Origin of the sequence: Spartinivicinus marinus (assembly GCF_026309355.1) — a bacterium.
GTDB lineage: Bacteria > Pseudomonadota > Gammaproteobacteria > Pseudomonadales > Zooshikellaceae > Spartinivicinus > Spartinivicinus marinus.
In genome coordinates, this window is record NZ_JAPJZK010000001.1 from 1,533,377 (window position 1) to 1,548,974 (window position 15,598).

At 43.5% G+C, this 15,598-nt stretch carries 17 protein-coding genes; 4 read left to right on the plus strand and 13 right to left on the minus strand.

The window, feature by feature from the left end:
* Nucleotides 1-59: 59 nt before the first annotated feature.
* The 10 genes from OQE68_RS07045 to OQE68_RS07090 form a co-directional block, all read right to left on the minus strand.
* Nucleotides 60-710 carry a retropepsin-like aspartic protease family protein gene (locus OQE68_RS07045; RefSeq protein WP_180569894.1) on the minus strand — a complete coding sequence of 217 codons (651 nt, stop codon included), beginning with the start codon at nt 708-710 and terminating at the stop codon, nt 60-62.
* Between the two features lie 78 nt (nt 711-788).
* Complete coding sequence (locus tag OQE68_RS07050) at nt 789-1,277, minus strand: phosphatidylglycerophosphatase A family protein (protein ID WP_180569895.1); 489 nt, start codon at nt 1,275-1,277, stop codon at nt 789-791.
* Between the two features lie 13 nt (nt 1,278-1,290).
* The gene (thiL, locus tag OQE68_RS07055; RefSeq protein WP_180569896.1) at nt 1,291-2,277 is read right to left on the minus strand and encodes a thiamine-phosphate kinase; all 987 of its coding nucleotides are present in this window, start codon (nt 2,275-2,277) and stop codon (nt 1,291-1,293) included.
* A gap of 87 nt (nt 2,278-2,364) precedes the next feature.
* Complete coding sequence (gene nusB, locus OQE68_RS07060; protein WP_180569897.1) at nt 2,365-2,841, minus strand: transcription antitermination factor NusB; 477 nt, start codon at nt 2,839-2,841, stop codon at nt 2,365-2,367.
* Between the two features lie 5 nt (nt 2,842-2,846).
* Nucleotides 2,847-3,323 carry a 6,7-dimethyl-8-ribityllumazine synthase gene (gene ribH, locus OQE68_RS07065; RefSeq protein ID WP_180569898.1) on the minus strand — a complete coding sequence of 159 codons (477 nt, stop codon included), beginning with the start codon at nt 3,321-3,323 and terminating at the stop codon, nt 2,847-2,849.
* A 6-nt stretch (nt 3,324-3,329) separates the two neighbouring features.
* The gene (ribBA, locus tag OQE68_RS07070; RefSeq protein WP_180569899.1) at nt 3,330-4,451 is read right to left on the minus strand and encodes a bifunctional 3,4-dihydroxy-2-butanone-4-phosphate synthase/GTP cyclohydrolase II; all 1,122 of its coding nucleotides are present in this window, start codon (nt 4,449-4,451) and stop codon (nt 3,330-3,332) included.
* Nucleotides 4,452-4,465: 14 nt separating this feature from the next.
* On the minus strand, nt 4,466-5,119 hold the full coding sequence (locus tag OQE68_RS07075; protein WP_180569900.1) for a riboflavin synthase: 654 nt from the start codon (nt 5,117-5,119) through the stop codon (nt 4,466-4,468).
* A 7-nt stretch (nt 5,120-5,126) separates the two neighbouring features.
* Nucleotides 5,127-6,293 carry a bifunctional diaminohydroxyphosphoribosylaminopyrimidine deaminase/5-amino-6-(5-phosphoribosylamino)uracil reductase RibD gene (gene ribD / locus OQE68_RS07080; RefSeq protein ID WP_266195559.1) on the minus strand — a complete coding sequence of 389 codons (1,167 nt, stop codon included), beginning with the start codon at nt 6,291-6,293 and terminating at the stop codon, nt 5,127-5,129.
* A 207-nt stretch (nt 6,294-6,500) separates the two neighbouring features.
* A complete protein-coding gene (gene nrdR / locus OQE68_RS07085) occupies nt 6,501-6,962 on the minus strand; it encodes a transcriptional regulator NrdR (RefSeq protein WP_180569901.1) in 462 nt (153 codons plus the stop codon).
* A 265-nt stretch (nt 6,963-7,227) separates the two neighbouring features.
* Entirely contained in the window at nt 7,228-8,268 is a 1,041-nt protein-coding gene (locus OQE68_RS07090) for a Mut7-C RNAse domain-containing protein (protein WP_180569902.1), read from the minus strand.
* 285 nt (nt 8,269-8,553) lie between these two features.
* Here OQE68_RS07090 and OQE68_RS07095 point away from each other — a divergent pair, with 285 nt between their 5' ends.
* Nucleotides 8,554-9,321, plus strand: a complete 768-nt coding sequence (locus OQE68_RS07095; RefSeq protein WP_180569903.1) for a substrate-binding periplasmic protein — start codon at nt 8,554-8,556, stop codon at nt 9,319-9,321.
* Nucleotides 9,322-9,561: 240 nt separating this feature from the next.
* Nucleotides 9,562-9,768 carry a YgdI/YgdR family lipoprotein gene (locus OQE68_RS07100; RefSeq protein ID WP_180569904.1) on the plus strand — a complete coding sequence of 69 codons (207 nt, stop codon included), beginning with the start codon at nt 9,562-9,564 and terminating at the stop codon, nt 9,766-9,768.
* 99 nt (nt 9,769-9,867) lie between these two features.
* Here the strand turns inward: OQE68_RS07100 and OQE68_RS07105 are convergent, their stop codons facing one another.
* The 3 genes from OQE68_RS07105 to glyA all read right to left on the minus strand — a co-directional run bounded on the left by OQE68_RS07105 (nt 9,868) and on the right by glyA (nt 12,807).
* Nucleotides 9,868-10,284: a hypothetical protein gene (locus OQE68_RS07105; RefSeq protein WP_180569905.1), complete on the minus strand. Its 417-nt coding sequence runs from the start codon at nt 10,282-10,284 to the stop codon at nt 9,868-9,870.
* Between the two features lie 31 nt (nt 10,285-10,315).
* Entirely contained in the window at nt 10,316-11,191 is an 876-nt protein-coding gene (locus OQE68_RS07110) for a carboxylate/amino acid/amine transporter (protein WP_180569906.1), read from the minus strand.
* Nucleotides 11,192-11,550: 359 nt separating this feature from the next.
* Nucleotides 11,551-12,807, minus strand: a complete 1,257-nt coding sequence (gene glyA / locus OQE68_RS07115; RefSeq protein ID WP_180569907.1) for a serine hydroxymethyltransferase — start codon at nt 12,805-12,807, stop codon at nt 11,551-11,553.
* 431 nt (nt 12,808-13,238) lie between these two features.
* On the opposite strand from glyA, the gene ettA reads away from it, so the two are divergent.
* Together ettA and OQE68_RS07125 are read left to right on the plus strand one after the other, a co-directional pair.
* Nucleotides 13,239-14,900: an energy-dependent translational throttle protein EttA gene (ettA, locus tag OQE68_RS07120; RefSeq protein ID WP_180569908.1), complete on the plus strand. Its 1,662-nt coding sequence runs from the start codon at nt 13,239-13,241 to the stop codon at nt 14,898-14,900.
* A gap of 316 nt (nt 14,901-15,216) precedes the next feature.
* Nucleotides 15,217-15,594 (plus strand): PilZ domain-containing protein, encoded by a 378-nt coding sequence (locus OQE68_RS07125; RefSeq protein WP_180569909.1) that lies wholly within the window; start codon nt 15,217-15,219, stop codon nt 15,592-15,594.
* Nucleotides 15,595-15,598: the final 4 nt, after the last annotated feature.

Genomic DNA, 15,598 nt, shown 5'->3' on the forward strand with positions numbered 1-15,598 from the left:
CCAACAGTTTTTATCAAGACTAAAAAAAACAATCCCTTCGCAGATGACAATTACAGTTACTAATACTTTTGCTCTAACGTTAATACATTACCTTCTTCGATCATTTTGACATGACGAAGAAAGCTCATACCTAACAGGGTAATATCTGGCATTCGACCTTCATGAACCCCTGCCTCAACATTATTGACCTTGATACCGCCAATACTCACTGACTGCAACTTTACTTTAAAGGTTTTGACTATATCACTGGCAGTTGCCGTATTAATTGGAGTACCGTCGGCAATATAATTAACCCCAGCTGCCTTGGCTACTATCGAGTTCATTGCAACAGAAGTAGCACCAGTATCAACCAGAAATTTTGTGGGCACCCCATTGATAGCACCATAGGCATAGTAATGGCCGTCTGAAGAGCGGTTAAGGGTAACTGTTACTTTTTTGGGTGCAGAATATTGACTGCTGTAGTCACGTGACAAACCAAAGGTGCGGGTTTTACCATTTATTTCCAGTACAGCCTCTGAAGCATTGGCACTAATCAACTTAATGCCTTTTGGCCCTGTTTTACCCTGCTTTAATATGTACCTTTTACCATCAATATTGACGACGGCTTTACCACTAAACAAACCCACCACACTAACCTGTGGCTCAGCAGAACAGAACAGTGAGTAGCTTATGCCAGCAAGCAAACTTAAGGTTAGGATTCTTTTACTCATCACCCCCTCCATGACCCACTGCATCATTTTCAATGACAGCATTTAATGACAGAATTATGAACTAAGTGTAGCGCTATATTAGACTGCCCAATAATAAGCTAGCTGCATTACTCCCAGGGCAAACAATCCAGCCAACAAATCATCCAGCATTATCCCAACCCCCCCCTTAAGGTGTTGATCAGCCACTGAAATTGGCCAAGGCTTCCAGATATCAAAAAGCCTAAACAGCGCAAAACCTAATATTGGCCAGTACCATCCAGCAGGAGCAGCCCACATAGTAATCCAGTAGCCCACCATTTCATCCCAAACAATGCCAGGATGATCATGCACCTTGAGATCTTCTGCTGCTTTACCACACAGCCAGACCCCCACAACAGCAGCAACCAATACTATCAGGCTGTACCAAACCAGTGGTAACTGACACAACAACAGCCAAATAGGCACTGCTGCCAAGGTACCGAATGTCCCTGGAGCTATTGGCGCGGTTCCACTGCCAAAGCCAAAAGCCAGACAATGAACAGGGTTACGTAAGACACTCGCTAGAGTTACTTTTGGGATTTCGGACATATAAAGGGCACCACTAAAAGTGTTGATAGCCAGAGCAGGCAACCATCACTGGCTGACCAAGATTATCGACTATGCCTGGCTGAGCAGTAATATGGCCTATCAGGGTTATTTCACCAGCTTCAATCAAAGGAGACAGTTGCTGGATAAGATCTGCAGGTACTGTAAAACACAGCTCATAATCATCCCCTCCTGTTAAAGCTAAACTAGTTGCTCGGGCTTTATCTGTGTGGCTCATAAGCGCTTTGGAGATAGGCAGGTCAGTGAGGTCAATTTGCGCCCCCAAACACGGCCCCACTTTGGCACTGGCTGACAGGATATGGCCTAAATCAGCCAGTAATCCATCAGAAATATCAATGGCACAATTTACACCGAGTGCTGCCAACTGCTTACCCAGAGCCAAACGTGGTTCTGGCTGGAAGTAGCGCTGATACAAATAAGCGACAGAGGAATTTTCATTAGCAGCTGCCAGGGTTGGCTGGGGGATCACATAGTCAAGCGCTGCTGCTGCATCACCCAAGGTGCCAGACACATAAATATGATCACCCACCTTCGCATTACTGCGCAGCATGGCATGCCTGGCACTGACCATTCCTTGTACCTGGATGGAAATCGTCAAAGGCCCTTTAGTGGTATCACCTCCTATCAGCCTAATGCCAAACTGGCTTGCTGCAAGACTAAGGCCCTTGGCAAACTCCGCCAACCAATACTCATTGGCTTCAGGGAGGGTCAAGGCAAGGGTAAACCAGCTTGGAGTGGCTCCCATTGCCGCCAGGTCACTGACACTCACAGCAAGGGCACGATAACCAATTTGCTCTGCGGCTGCTTCCGCAGGAAAGTGAACATCAGCAACCAATGTATCTATAGACACAGCCAGTCGTTGCTGTTCAGGAATTGAGAGTAGCGCACAGTCATCACCTATCCCTATTTCAGCAGGGATCTCACCTACCGAGGTCAGGGATGGCTGATTAAAATAATTAGCAATGAGTTGGAATTCGCTCAATCTTTACCAAAATCCACTGATTTACTGACAGCTTGGATATTTCACCCGATCATAGGTAGCTCATCAGAGCACAATGAACGGTTTGAACTATGGTTTCAGCCGGTGGCTATTGACTTCCTGATAACGGGCTCTAGCAGCGACTTTGTCCAACACCCCATTAACATATCGATGGCTTTCCTCAGCACCAAACCGCTTGGCCAGCTCAATTGATTCATTAATTACCACTTTATAGGGAACATCAATTCGCTTTAACAGCTCAAAGGCCCCGATACGAAGGGTGTTTAGTTCAACTGGATCAAGCTCTTTTAAATCGCGGTCTAGATAAGGCTCAATAGCTTGTTGGATATCAGCCAGGCTATGGGTAACACCATGAAGCAAATCATGAAAATAGCTGACATCCACTTTTTTCATGTCATTATCAGTACGAAATTGCGCTTCAATTGCTGCCACATTACCACCAGCCATGTGCCATTGATAAAGTGCTTGCAGTGCAAACTGACGAGCCTTACGGCGAGCTGAAGGTTTGGGTTTATCCCCAGTAGGGTGTGATACTGCGTCGCTCACTTAACTTAAGCCTCTAAATTACTTAACAAACTTACCATTTCCAGCGCTGACAAAGCCGCTTCTTCGCCTTTGTTACCCGCCTTGGTACCAGAACGCTCGATCGCCTGTTCAATAGTGTCTACTGTCAGCACACCAAAGCTAATGGGTAGTTCATAGTCTAAAGAAATGGTGCTTAGCCCTTTGGTACACTCGCCGGCCACATACTCAAAGTGAGGGGTACCGCCACGAATCACTGCACCTAAAGCAATAATGGCATCATATTGCCCCTGCTTGGCAACTTTCTTTACAGTGAGAGGAATTTCAAATGCACCTGGGCAACGAACAATCGTTATGTTATCCCGATCAATACCATGCCTAATCAGTGTATCAATAGCCCCTTGCAGTAAGCTCTCAACCACAAAGCCATTCCAGCGAGCAACAACGATGACATATTTACCATCATTGGGGGTTAAGAAGCCTTCTACTGTGTTAATTTCTGACATTGATTACTATGCCTCTTCAAACGGGATATATTCACAAATTTCTAATTCAAACCCAGAAATAGCACCAAATTTCATTGGCGAGCTAAGCAGTTTCATTTTACCTACCCCTAGCTCTCTAAGAATTTGTGAGCCGGTCCCAACCATTAAGTAAGCCCCTGAGCCAGATTGGCCTGGTGCTCGCTGGCTTTGCTCCGGGTGAAAAAATCGGTTCATGCTACCTTGAAAATCTAGTGAGGCTGTTGGGTTCAACAGCACCACTACCCCTTTACCTTCATCTGCCACCTTTTTAAGCGCTTTTTGAATACTCCAGCTTGAATGCTGAGGAGGCTGCGCTGCTAGCAAATCACGAATCGGGTCAGTCACATGCACCCTTACCAGGGTCGGCTCATCTGTACCGATTTCACCAAGTGCCAATGCAATATGGGTATTACCTTGAATAGAATCTTTAAACGCTGTGAGTTCAAACTCGCCAAACTCGGTTGTTAACGTTTGCTGATCCACTTTTGTAACGGTTCTTTCATTTAATATCCGATAGTGAATCAAGTCGGCAATGGTACCGATTTTTAACCCATGCGTCTCCGCAAATGTTTCCAGGTCTGGCCGGCGGGCCATGGTACCATCTTCGTTCATAATTTCCACAATAGCTGCAGCAGGTGTCAGCCCTGCCAACCTGGCCAGATCACAACCAGCTTCAGTATGGCCCGCTCTACTCAGCACGCCACCCGGCTGCGCTCTCAGAGGAAAGATATGACCAGGCTGAACAATATCATCTGGTTTACTGTCAGGCGCGACCGCCACTTGAATTGTTTTTGCCCTATCTGCAGCAGAAATACCAGTAGTGACTCCATGGGCCGCTTCAATTGAAACAGTAAATGGTGTGCCATATTGACCACCATTCTTGCCCTGCACCATAGAGGGCAAACCTAAATAATCACAACGTTCGCCAGTCAGAGTTAAACAAATCAGCCCTCGTGCTTTACTCGCCATAAAGTTTACTGCCTCTGGCGTCACTTTTTCAGCGGCAATAATCAGGTCACCTTCATTTTCCCTATCTTCATCATCCATCAAGATAACCATCTTACCCTGACGAATATCTTCGATTATTTCCTCAATGGCATTTAGCTGCATAGTATTTCCGCCTGTTACTTCAAGAAGCCATGAGTGGCTAAAAATGCTTTATTTATAGGGGATTCAGACTGCTGATCAGTTGCTGTTAATAAGCGCTCTAAATACCGAGCGATAATATCCACTTCAAGATTAACCTGAGTGCCTTGGCTATAGTGTTTAATAATAGTGTTAGTAATGGTATGAGGAACAATATTAAGTAAAAACTGACTACCACTAACTTCATTGACTGTTAAGCTGACACCATCAACCGTTATCGAGCCTTTTTCAGCAATATATTTTGCCAGTTGAGCTGGCGCTTCTAGCCAAAACCGATGAGCTCGAGCATCTTTAAAATGTTTAACTATCGTCCCAACACCATCAACATGACCACTGACGATATGGCCACCAAAATGGGTGGTTGGAGTCATGGCTTTTTCTAAATTAACAGGGTCCCCTGCTTTTAAGTCTGCCAAAGTGGAGCAACGTAAACTTTCTGCTGATACATCAGCGGTAAAACTTTGCTGGCCAAGTTTTACAACCGTCAAACAGACACCATTGGTCGCAATGGAATCACCCAATTGCACACCTGCTATCCTTAAATCCTGAGTATCAATGGTAAGCGATAAGTCCCCTGCATGGGGGCTAAGCGAGCGGATTATACCAACCGCTTGAATGATGCCTGTAAACATAAGATAGCTAACTAAGCTTATTAATGGGTTGGATCAGCATTCGCCAGTCTCTACCTATTTGGCGAACATCTCTCATTTCAAGAGCAATATTATCCGCCATTTTGGGCATATCGAAAACCGTTAATAATGGCTTTGCCTCATGCCCCATAATAACAGGAGCCATATACACTATTAGTTCGTCTACCAACCCCGCTTTAGTAAATGCACCAGCCAGGGTAGAACCAGCTTCGATCATAACTTCATTACAGTGACAGTGCTCAGCCAAGTAGTTAAGTAATAAATCTAAAGGCACCCGCTGATTACTATTATCACCACTTACTGAACCTGTCGTACTTGTATCATTAAATACGACAACTTCTGCTCCCAGCTTTTCTATACGACTAATCGCATTGGGCTCTTTACAAGTCGTCGCAACCAGTACTTTACCTGCACCATTAAATATTTTTGCTGATACTGGTATTTTAAGCTGACTATCGACAACAACGCGCAAGGGCGGTGGGCACGCTTTTGCAGCCTCTATGTGGAGCTGCTCAGAGCGAACGGTTAATGCTGCATCGTCATCAATAATTGTTTTGACGCCAGTTATCACTGCACAACTTCTGGCACGCCACTGCTGCACATCAGCTCTGGCAGCAGATCCTGTAATCCACTGACTTTCACCACTGGCTTTAGCTGTACGGCCATCGATACTCATAGCAAGCTTGCAGCGCACTAGCGGTCGTTTAATAGTCATACGCTGGCAAAACCCCTGGTTAAGCTGATAAGCCTCCCCGTACAGCAATCCTACTTCCACATCAATTCCTTGTTGTTGCAAGAGTTTTTTCCCACTTCCAGCAACCAGTGGGTTGGGGTCAAGCATGGCAATAATGACTTTGGCAGCACCCGCTTCTACTAAAGCATCAGCACAGGGTGGGGTTCTACCAAAATGGCTACAAGGTTCAAGAGTGACATAAACAGTACTACCTTTTGCTGCTGCTCCAGCTTGTTTAAGCGCATGAACTTCCGCATGGGGTTCACCAGCTCTCTGGTGCCAGCCCTCACCAATAACTTTACCCTCTTTAACTACCACACAACCTACCCGAGGGTTCGGCCTAGTTGTATATAGCCCCTGTTTTGCCAACTGTAAGGCACGGCTCATCATGGCATGGTCAATGGCAGAGAATTCTGTTGACACGCGTTCACCTCATTAAAATTGCCACAAAACAAAAAGAGGGTGTCGCGAAAGTATTTCAAATCAAACCCCTTCTCCCCCGTGGGGAGAAGGTTAGGATGAGGGGTTCACCCTCACCCCAGCCCTCTCCCAGCAGGAGAGGGTGCTAAAAATGACTTTTGCGACAATCTCAATAGAAAGAGGAGTAGAAAAATACCGATTTGAAAAGCGTCAGCTTTCACTGTCCTGCTTTAGCCGGTCAATTTCCTCACGAAACTCGTTTAAATCCTTAAATTGCCGATACACGGAAGCAAAACGAATATAAGCAACTTCATCCAGTTTTTTTAGCTCGTGCATAACCATTTCGCCAACCAGCAAAGATTCCACCTCTCTTTCTCCCCTGGCTCGAACCCGGTGCTTAAGTCGGCTAATGGCCTCTTCTACCTGCTCCATACTGACCGGGCGCTTCTCCAAAGCACGCAGCATTCCCCCTCGCAGTTTATCTTCATCGAAAGGCTCACGACTTCCGTCTTGCTTAATCAACCGAGGCATCACCAGCTCAACAGTTTCATAAGTCGTAAAACGCTCGCTACAAGACAGACATTCACGACGCCGCCTTACCTGGTTACCCTCAGTTACTAACCGAGAGTCTGTGACCTTAGTGTCATGCGCACCACAAAACGGACAATGCATAGTAGTTCTGAGCCCAACCCGATTCCTGCATTTAGTTGCTTTTTAGAGCCTTTTCTTCAGCCCTAAACAATAGATAATTCTGGTAATTTATAGTCAAGCATACTACCTATAAATAGCACTAATACAAGCCTGTGGTTGAATTAAGTCAACACCATACAAACAGGGGGAGGTAACTCATCAATACAACAAACTGACCAAATCAAGCACTGTTGAGCGTACCGTACCAAATAATTCAGTTGTCGTTTTCTATAGAGCACCCACAAAACTAAAGAGAAACTTTTTCTAAAATTGCTTGAATCTTCTGGTAATGACTACCTTTCCAGTACACCTGCTGACAACTCTGGCATTGATTAAACTCATCATAAAATTCAAACACACCTTCAGGCACCTGATCATAAATAGTATCTTTGTTGACTGCCTTTATTTCACCATTACATTTGCTGCATAGGGTTAACGGTCGAACCAAATCATAAAGTCGATAAAACGCCATAATCTCAATAAACTGAGCCAATGGATCGGTATTTCTCACCCAACGCCCATAGCAGACATTACTTCGCTTTAGCAGACCAATATCCCGGCTTAACAGAATACGCTGCTGCTGTTCAGCAATAGATGCAAGCTTTTGATCTCCTAGATCACTGTTCTGATAGAAACAGTCAAAACCAGCTATCCGCAAGTAGCGAAGCAGCCCACCCAAGTGAACATCAAGTAGAAAACGCGGCCCCGACTCTGGCAGTTGTTGCACAATCGCTTGTGGATGAGGATACGGATGCACTACAACTGTATCCTTATTTTTCAATAAATAAGTAAAGTCGACAGACTGCTCATTAGCTGTTATGTAAGCCACTTCAACATGGGGCAAGCCTAATGACTCAATCACATCTTTGATAGATGGCTTATCGTCAAATGTAAAATGGATTGTGCTATCGGGTAACAAGTCAACGCACTCACCTAAAAAATGTATTTTACTGGCATACATTTTTTGATTCGCCAATTGACTGTTCTCTAAAAAACCAGGCCATAATTGAATAATCATATTTTTTGCCTGAATTTCATTAATTCCAGCTAAGGCAGCCAGCTTTTTTATCCAGCCAGGATATAACGAAAAAACCAGGGTGCGGTTTATCTTCGGAAATAGACCATTTTGATGTTTAAGGTAGTTAATGTAGTGATGGTGACTGTTAAACCCATATAGTTGGGCCAGTAATTCTCTTGCCGTAGCATGTTTAATAGAGTCACGAGGCCAGTGTTTAACAATAGATTTTGCTTGCTGCTTAAAAGCACGCGCAGAAATGAGTAAGGGCATAACATTTACCTTTGTCTAGCCTAACAGTGCCAACGTCCCACTCTACAGGCACTAGCCATATATACTTTGACAATCAGTTAATGTTACTTAAAAGAGTCAAGCTACAAATAATACTTCCTGGCAGATCAGCCTTCTCTTGTGGGAAGATGGATGCGAAGTCACCCAATAACAACAGCTTACTGGATACAGCTACAAAAGCAAAGCCCTTCTCAGCACCAGCTACTAGTACAGCTCAGCCAGAAACTGCTAAGCTTTTAGCTAACACTCTACTTGAAATAAAATCTCATGAGGCTGCTAACTGCTCTTTTTATCGTTTTACTTAGTTTCTCTGCTGTTGCAGAAGAAGCAAATTTATTAGAAATCACCACTGGCGAATACCCTCCCTGGTCAGCTAAAGATTACAAGCATGGCGGATTTGTTCACCACATGATTACAGAAGCCTTTCAACGAGAAGGCTACAAAGTGGATTACACATACCACATATGGGCAAGAAATTATAAAGAAGGACAAAAAGGGAAATACCATGCTACCGCATTTTGGTACCACTCTGAAGAAAGAGCGAAATCCTTTTATTACAGCGACGCGCTATATTCTGAGGATGTGGTTTTTTTCCATTTAAAAACCACTGCTTTTACAACATGGAAAACCCTGAAAGATTTAGAAGGATACCGAATTGGTGCCACCAGAGGCTACACCTACACGCCAGAGTTTTGGAAAGCTCAAGAGACTGGCACATTAAATATAATTGTTAATAAGTCAGATAAAATTAATTTCAAAATGCTGTTAAGAAAAAGAGTTGATCTTTTCTTAATGGCTACAGTTGCCGGCTATAGTCTTTTACAAAAAGAATTCTCTGCCCCCCAAGCTCAAACCTTAACCTACCACCACACCCCTTTATTTAGCAGCACTGCCCATTTATTATTTCCAAAAACAAGAGAAGATGCACAGCCTTTACTTAAAGCTTTTAATAAAGGCTTACAGGCGATAAAACAAGATGGCTTCTACGATAAGTATTATGATTTACTTTTGGAGGGTTATTATGAAAATCCTTAATTTATAATCGGCACTAAAAATCAGTGCAACCTCACTTAATAAAAAACGATCAAAGACTTCACCTAAAATATTCTCAACGCATCTTCAAACATAAAACCATATACACAAGCTATATAAATTTTATGGATGTTGGCTCGCCCCCCCTATCATTATATTTTATTTTACATTGAGGTGACAAAACAAGCTGGTGTTTATTGTTAAATAAACATACAATCAAACAAATTTATATTGGTGCGAATCATGAAAAAAGTATTGCTATCTTTAAGTTTGGTTATTTTAGCTGGTTGCGCTAACCCCAAAATAATTCAGATGAAAGATGGATCAACAATTGAAACAACAGACAATGTCTTTTTTGACGAGGAGACAGAGTTCTATTGGTATATCAATAGTAAAGGAAGAAAAAAATCTATTAATAAAGATGAAGTTATTAGTATTGAAGATATGTAAACTGATTCGTACCACCAAGGATGTTACATTAATCTTTATTAATAGCTTAAGGATAACACTATAAAGTGCTCTTTTATGCGGGAGATGGATCCCTGAGTATCACTTTACCAACTTACTCAGGGGCTTCTCTATACAGAATCGCCTAAGAAAGTAGTAAAAAAGCCCCATGCATACTATTTGAACACCTAAAAGTCCAAACCAGCCTAGCTCAGGGATAAAAAACATACATGGGATAAAGCTAACTGATATCAAGCCAAATAATACAGCCGCTTTAAACTCAAGCATCCGGCTTTCGAATACCCACAACCGAACCAGCTCAGTCAATCCTACTGCTATTAAAGCAAAGACAGCCAAAAAAACAGCAATAGTAACGTTGAGTCGTGGATCCATTTCAGGCAGTATTCCTGTTTCTTGGTAATAAGCTTGGCGCATATCCATGTGTATTATCGAAACGGTATACACAACAGAAAGCATTCCTAACAAAATACCAAACACTTCGATAAAAAGCTTTTTCAACGAACTATCTCAACAAACTATTTCTAACAAGCTAGGCCTCTACTGGCCCCCTACGTTCAAACCGCTTGGCCAGGTATTCATTTAACAGTAAAGCAATCAGAATAAAGCTCCCTCCTAAACAGAGCTTCAAAATATCAGCATTTCGGTTCCAAATCAGCAAGTTAACCAGAATGCCTGCAGGAATAAGCGCATTATTCATGATAGCTAGTGCCCCGGCATTAACCAGGGTTGCACCTTTATTCCAAAGAAAATAGCCAACACCAGAGGCGACAATACCTAGCCATAATAAAATTCCCCATTGTAGCCCTGACTCAGGATATTTGGGCTGCCCCATAACACCCCAAGCAACCAGGGCTACCACTAAGGCACCCAAATAAAAGCAACCAAACACGGCATGCTGGGGTAACTGTTCTGACTCTCGCTGCATAATGACTTTGTAACCCACCTGCCCCAATGCAAAACAGAGATTAGCGGCCTGAACGACAAAAAAGCCCAGCACATAATCTTGGGTTAAATTGTCATAACGCATTACCGCTGCTCCCAATACAGCCAGTCCAGCCGTTAACAAGTAAATGGGGGAAAACCGTCCTGCTAACAAGTCATAAGCTAGCGTCACATAAATTGGCGTAAATATCGTAAATACAAGGACTTCGGGTACGGTTAACAAGAGAAATGACTGGTAATAAAACACATACATCATTCCCAACTGCACAGCCCCTACCCCCATCAGCTTGAGCATTAAACCAGGCTTTAGCCATTGTTTTCTTAGAAAAGGCAAAAACACTAAGCTGGCAAGTATGATTCTCGTTAACACCGAAAAATAGGCATCTACCTGGCCTGCCAGATACACACCAATTAAGCTAAATGAAAAAGCCCAAAGTAAAGTGACACCTACTAAGTAATACATATATACCCTTCTCGAATGATTTTTAGGGTTTGTTGTCGCCGCTAAGCACCATGGATGGTGTGAATGCAGTTTATGCATGGTGGTATGGATACCACTAATTAGAGCAATGCAGGAGCAATTGCCGAGGAGCAATAAACTGTCTTCACCCCAATCATTTATAAACACATAAACTCATGGGGCTTCATCGCTTGACAGCCGCCCCTAAAAACCCTTCGCTTTGGGTATAGTTTAAAATTCACACAGCAGTATTTAGGGGGAAGCAATAATGACAAAAACCAGCGTGCTATGCCAGATTAAGCAATAACAAAAAACCCGGCAAATGCCGGGCTTTTTGTAAGGTTTTAGCGATGCTTCAGCAATTAGCTGTAAACAGGCAATTTAGCGCAAATTGCTTTTACCTTTTCTTTAACAGACTCAGCAACTGACTCATCATTGATGTTATCCAGTACATCACAGATCCAGCCTGCTAACTCTTTAGCATCCGCTTCTTTAAAACCTCTGCGAGTAATTGCTGGAGTACCAATTCTTAAGCCACTGGTAATAAAGGGTGAGCGCGGGTCATTAGGCACTGCATTCTTATTTACAGTGATATTTGCTTTGCCTAATGCAGCATCAGCATCCTTACCGGTATATTCCTTATCGATTAAATCAACCAGAAACAGGTGATCATCGGTACCACCAGAAACAATCTTAATGCCTCTGCTCAAGAAAACATCACACATAGCTTGAGCATTTTTAACCACTTGCTCTTGATAGGCTTTAAATTCTTCACTCATAGCTTCTTTAAAGCAAACCGCTTTTGCGGCGATCACATGCATTAAAGGACCACCCTGGCTTTCAGGGAATACAGCGAAGTTTAATTTCTTCTGTAATTCTTCATCGTTGCCAGCGGCAAGAATCAAACCACCACGAGGACCACCTAAGGTTTTATGGGTAGTCGTTGTGACTACATGAGCATGTGGAACAGGCGAAGGGTAAACACCTGTAGCAATCAAACCAGCCACATGAGCCATATCCACTAAAAGATAAGCACCAACCTTATCAGCAATTTCACGGAAGCGAGCCCAGTCAACTACACGAGAATAAGCAGAAAAGCCGCCCACAATCATTTTTGGCTTGTATTCCAGAGCAAGCTGCTCAACTTGATCATAGTCGATTTCACCCGTTTCAGGGTTTAAGCCATACTGTACGGCATTATATATACGACCAGAGAAACTTACTTTTGCACCGTGGGTTAAGTGGCCACCGTGAGCTAGGCTCATTCCTAAAACAGTATCGCCTGGCTTCAACAGAGCCATGTAAACTGCTGCATTTGCCTGGGAACCAGAGTGAGGTTGAACGTTAGCATAATCTGCTTTAAATAAGGCTTTAGCTCTTTCTATAGCCAGCTCTTCAACCACATCAACATGCTCACAACCACCGTAATAACGCTTGCCAGGGTAGCCTTCAGCATACTTATTAGTCAGCACAGAGCCTTGCGCCTCCATTACCCGCGGGCTGGCATAATTTTCAGAAGCTATCAGCTCGATATGCTCCTCCTGCCGACAGGTCTCGTCTTGCATCGCTTGCCATAGATCTGGATCAAAACTGGCAATATTCATATCACGTGTAAACATGAAAATCCTCTACTCCCATCTTAAACACAAGGTTACCGCGGCAATGCTCCGCTATTTACTGAAAAGCCAAAGGCGCTAATTTATTGGTAGTACTTTTTAGTGATAGTACTTTTTGCAGTAGAATGCCTTTACTAAAAAAGCACTACCACTAAAAATGTCATGTACTATTAAGACCTTTACCCATATACAGGTCTGCTAACTGCAATTAAAGTAATATTGTACCTCATTAGAGCAATGCAAGGCATATGAAATAACGGCAACAACATTAACTATTTTACTCAAGTTTGCTGATAAACGGTTTAATTACGGCATTTTTCGTCTTATATTCGACACATCTATTATCAAAAACTGACTGCTACGGATTGCCATCAGCGACCGCTTTCGGTACCTTGTGCAGCATTTTTAACCAAGCAAAGTGTTAATACATAACAATGGCTCAATACGTTTATACTATGAACCGAGTGGGGAAAGTGGTTCCCCCCAAACGTGAAATTTTAAAAGACATTTCTCTCTCCTTTTTTCCTGGCGCCAAAATTGGTGTTTTAGGCTTAAATGGTGCAGGGAAGTCTACCCTGCTAAAAATCATGGCAGGGATCGATACCGAAATAGAAGGTGACGCTCGCCCACAGCCTGGCATCAACGTAGGTTACCTGCCACAGGAACCCCAGCTAGATCCAGAGAAAAATGTAAAAGAAATTGTTGAAGAAGCCGTTTCTGAAATTAAAGAAGCCCAGCAACGTCTTGATGAAGTCTACGCCGCTTATGCCGAACCTGATGCAGATTTTGACGCATTAGCAGCCGAACAAGCTCGTCTGGAAAATATTATTCAATCCGCCGATGCCCATAACCTGGAGCGCAAACTGGAAGTCGCGGCTGATGCACTTCGTTTACCGCCTTGGGATGCTCAAGTGAAAAACCTATCAGGTGGTGAAAAACGCCGGGTAGCTTTATGCCGTTTATTATTATCTAACCCAGACATGCTGCTACTAGACGAGCCAACTAACCACTTGGATGCAGAAAGCGTGGGCTGGATGGAACGCTTCCTTCATGAATACCCAGGTACTGTCGTCGCGGTTACCCACGATCGTTATTTCCTTGATAACGTTGCTGGTTGGATTCTTGAGCTTGACCGTGGCCACGGTATTCCATTTGAGGGTAATTACACCCATTGGCTGGAAACCAAAGAACAACGTTTAGCCATTGAAGAAAAGCAGCAACAAGCAAAAGACAAAGCTATCAAGCATGAGTTAGAGTGGGTTCGCTCTAACGCCAAGGGCCGCCAGGCGAAAAGCAAAGCCCGTCTTGCTCGCTTTGAAGAAATGAACTCACAAGACTTTCAAAGCCGTAACGAAACTAACGAAATTTACATTCCACCGGGTCCACGTTTAGGTGAAAAAGTCATTGAGTTTAATGGCGTCAGCAAAGCCTTCGGTGACAAGCTACTCTTTGAAAACCTATCTTTTGCTATTCCCAAAGGAGCCATCGTCGGTATCATCGGTGGTAACGGTGCGGGTAAATCCACTTTATTCAAACTTATTTCAGGTCAAGAGCAGCCTGATAGTGGTGAAGTGACTATTGGTGAAACCGTAGAACTGGCTTTTGTTGATCAAAGCAGAGATAGCTTGGATGGCAGCAAAACGGTTTGGGAAGAAATTTCCGAAGGCCAAGATATGATCCGTATCGGTAGTTACGAAGTACCATCTCGGTCTTATGTGGGCCGCTTTAACTTTAAAGGCTCCGATCAACAAAAATTCGTTAAAGATTTATCCGGTGGTGAGCGCGGCCGTTTACACCTGGCAAACACCCTGAAAAAAGGTGCCAACGTATTATTACTGGATGAGCCTTCAAACGACCTGGACGTAGAAACCTTACGTGCATTGGAAGAAGCCTTACTGGCCTTCCCAGGCTGTGCGGTAGTAATTTCCCACGATCGTTGGTTCTTAGACCGGATTGCTACTCACATTTTGGCATACGAAGGCGACTCAACCGTAACCTTCTTCGAAGGCAACTACACCGAGTACGAAGCCGACAGGAAAAAGCGTCTGGGCGATAATGCTCAACCGAAACGGGTGAAATACAAGCGATTGGCTTAACCCCCTTATCTCTCACACTCAATCACTAGCACTGTCGTAAAATCTCGTTTTAGCTCTCTCGGTAGGAGGGCTATCACTAAAGCCTGTGTATATGGAGTAATAGGAAATTCTGTAGCTGCGACAGGGATGTCGCTTTAGCTCTTGATATGCCAGAGAAGGCATTTCAAGAGCGGTGGAAGAATAGCCTATTATTCCATATCGAACACCAATCTTATTTTTTACACTATTTCGCGACAGCCTCACAACCACACCTTACTTGCCCCCTTAACCGCCTTAGCTATAGTTAAGTAAGCTGATCTTGGATATAGGTATCGCTATGGCAAAAGATTCTTCTGGTGATCAAGAAAGGCGCAAGTTTAGTCGTATTGCATTCGATGCAGGCACTGTCCTCACTCAAAACGAGCAAGATTGGAAAGTGTCACTGGTTGATATTTCCTTAAAAGGGATTCTTGTAAAAGCCCCAAAAGATTTTGATATTAATCCAGATAAACCCCTGCTAGCTAAAATTCAGCTGGATAATGTTCTCAATATTACGATGGCCCTGCGCTTTGCCCATAAAGAAGGCGATCATATAGGTTTTACTTGTACTCAAATTGATATTGACAGTATTTCCCATCTACGGCGTCTGACTGAGCTTAACCTTGGCTCAACTGATCTGTTGGAAAGAGAACTCTGCGCACTCGGCTGTGATTGATCCA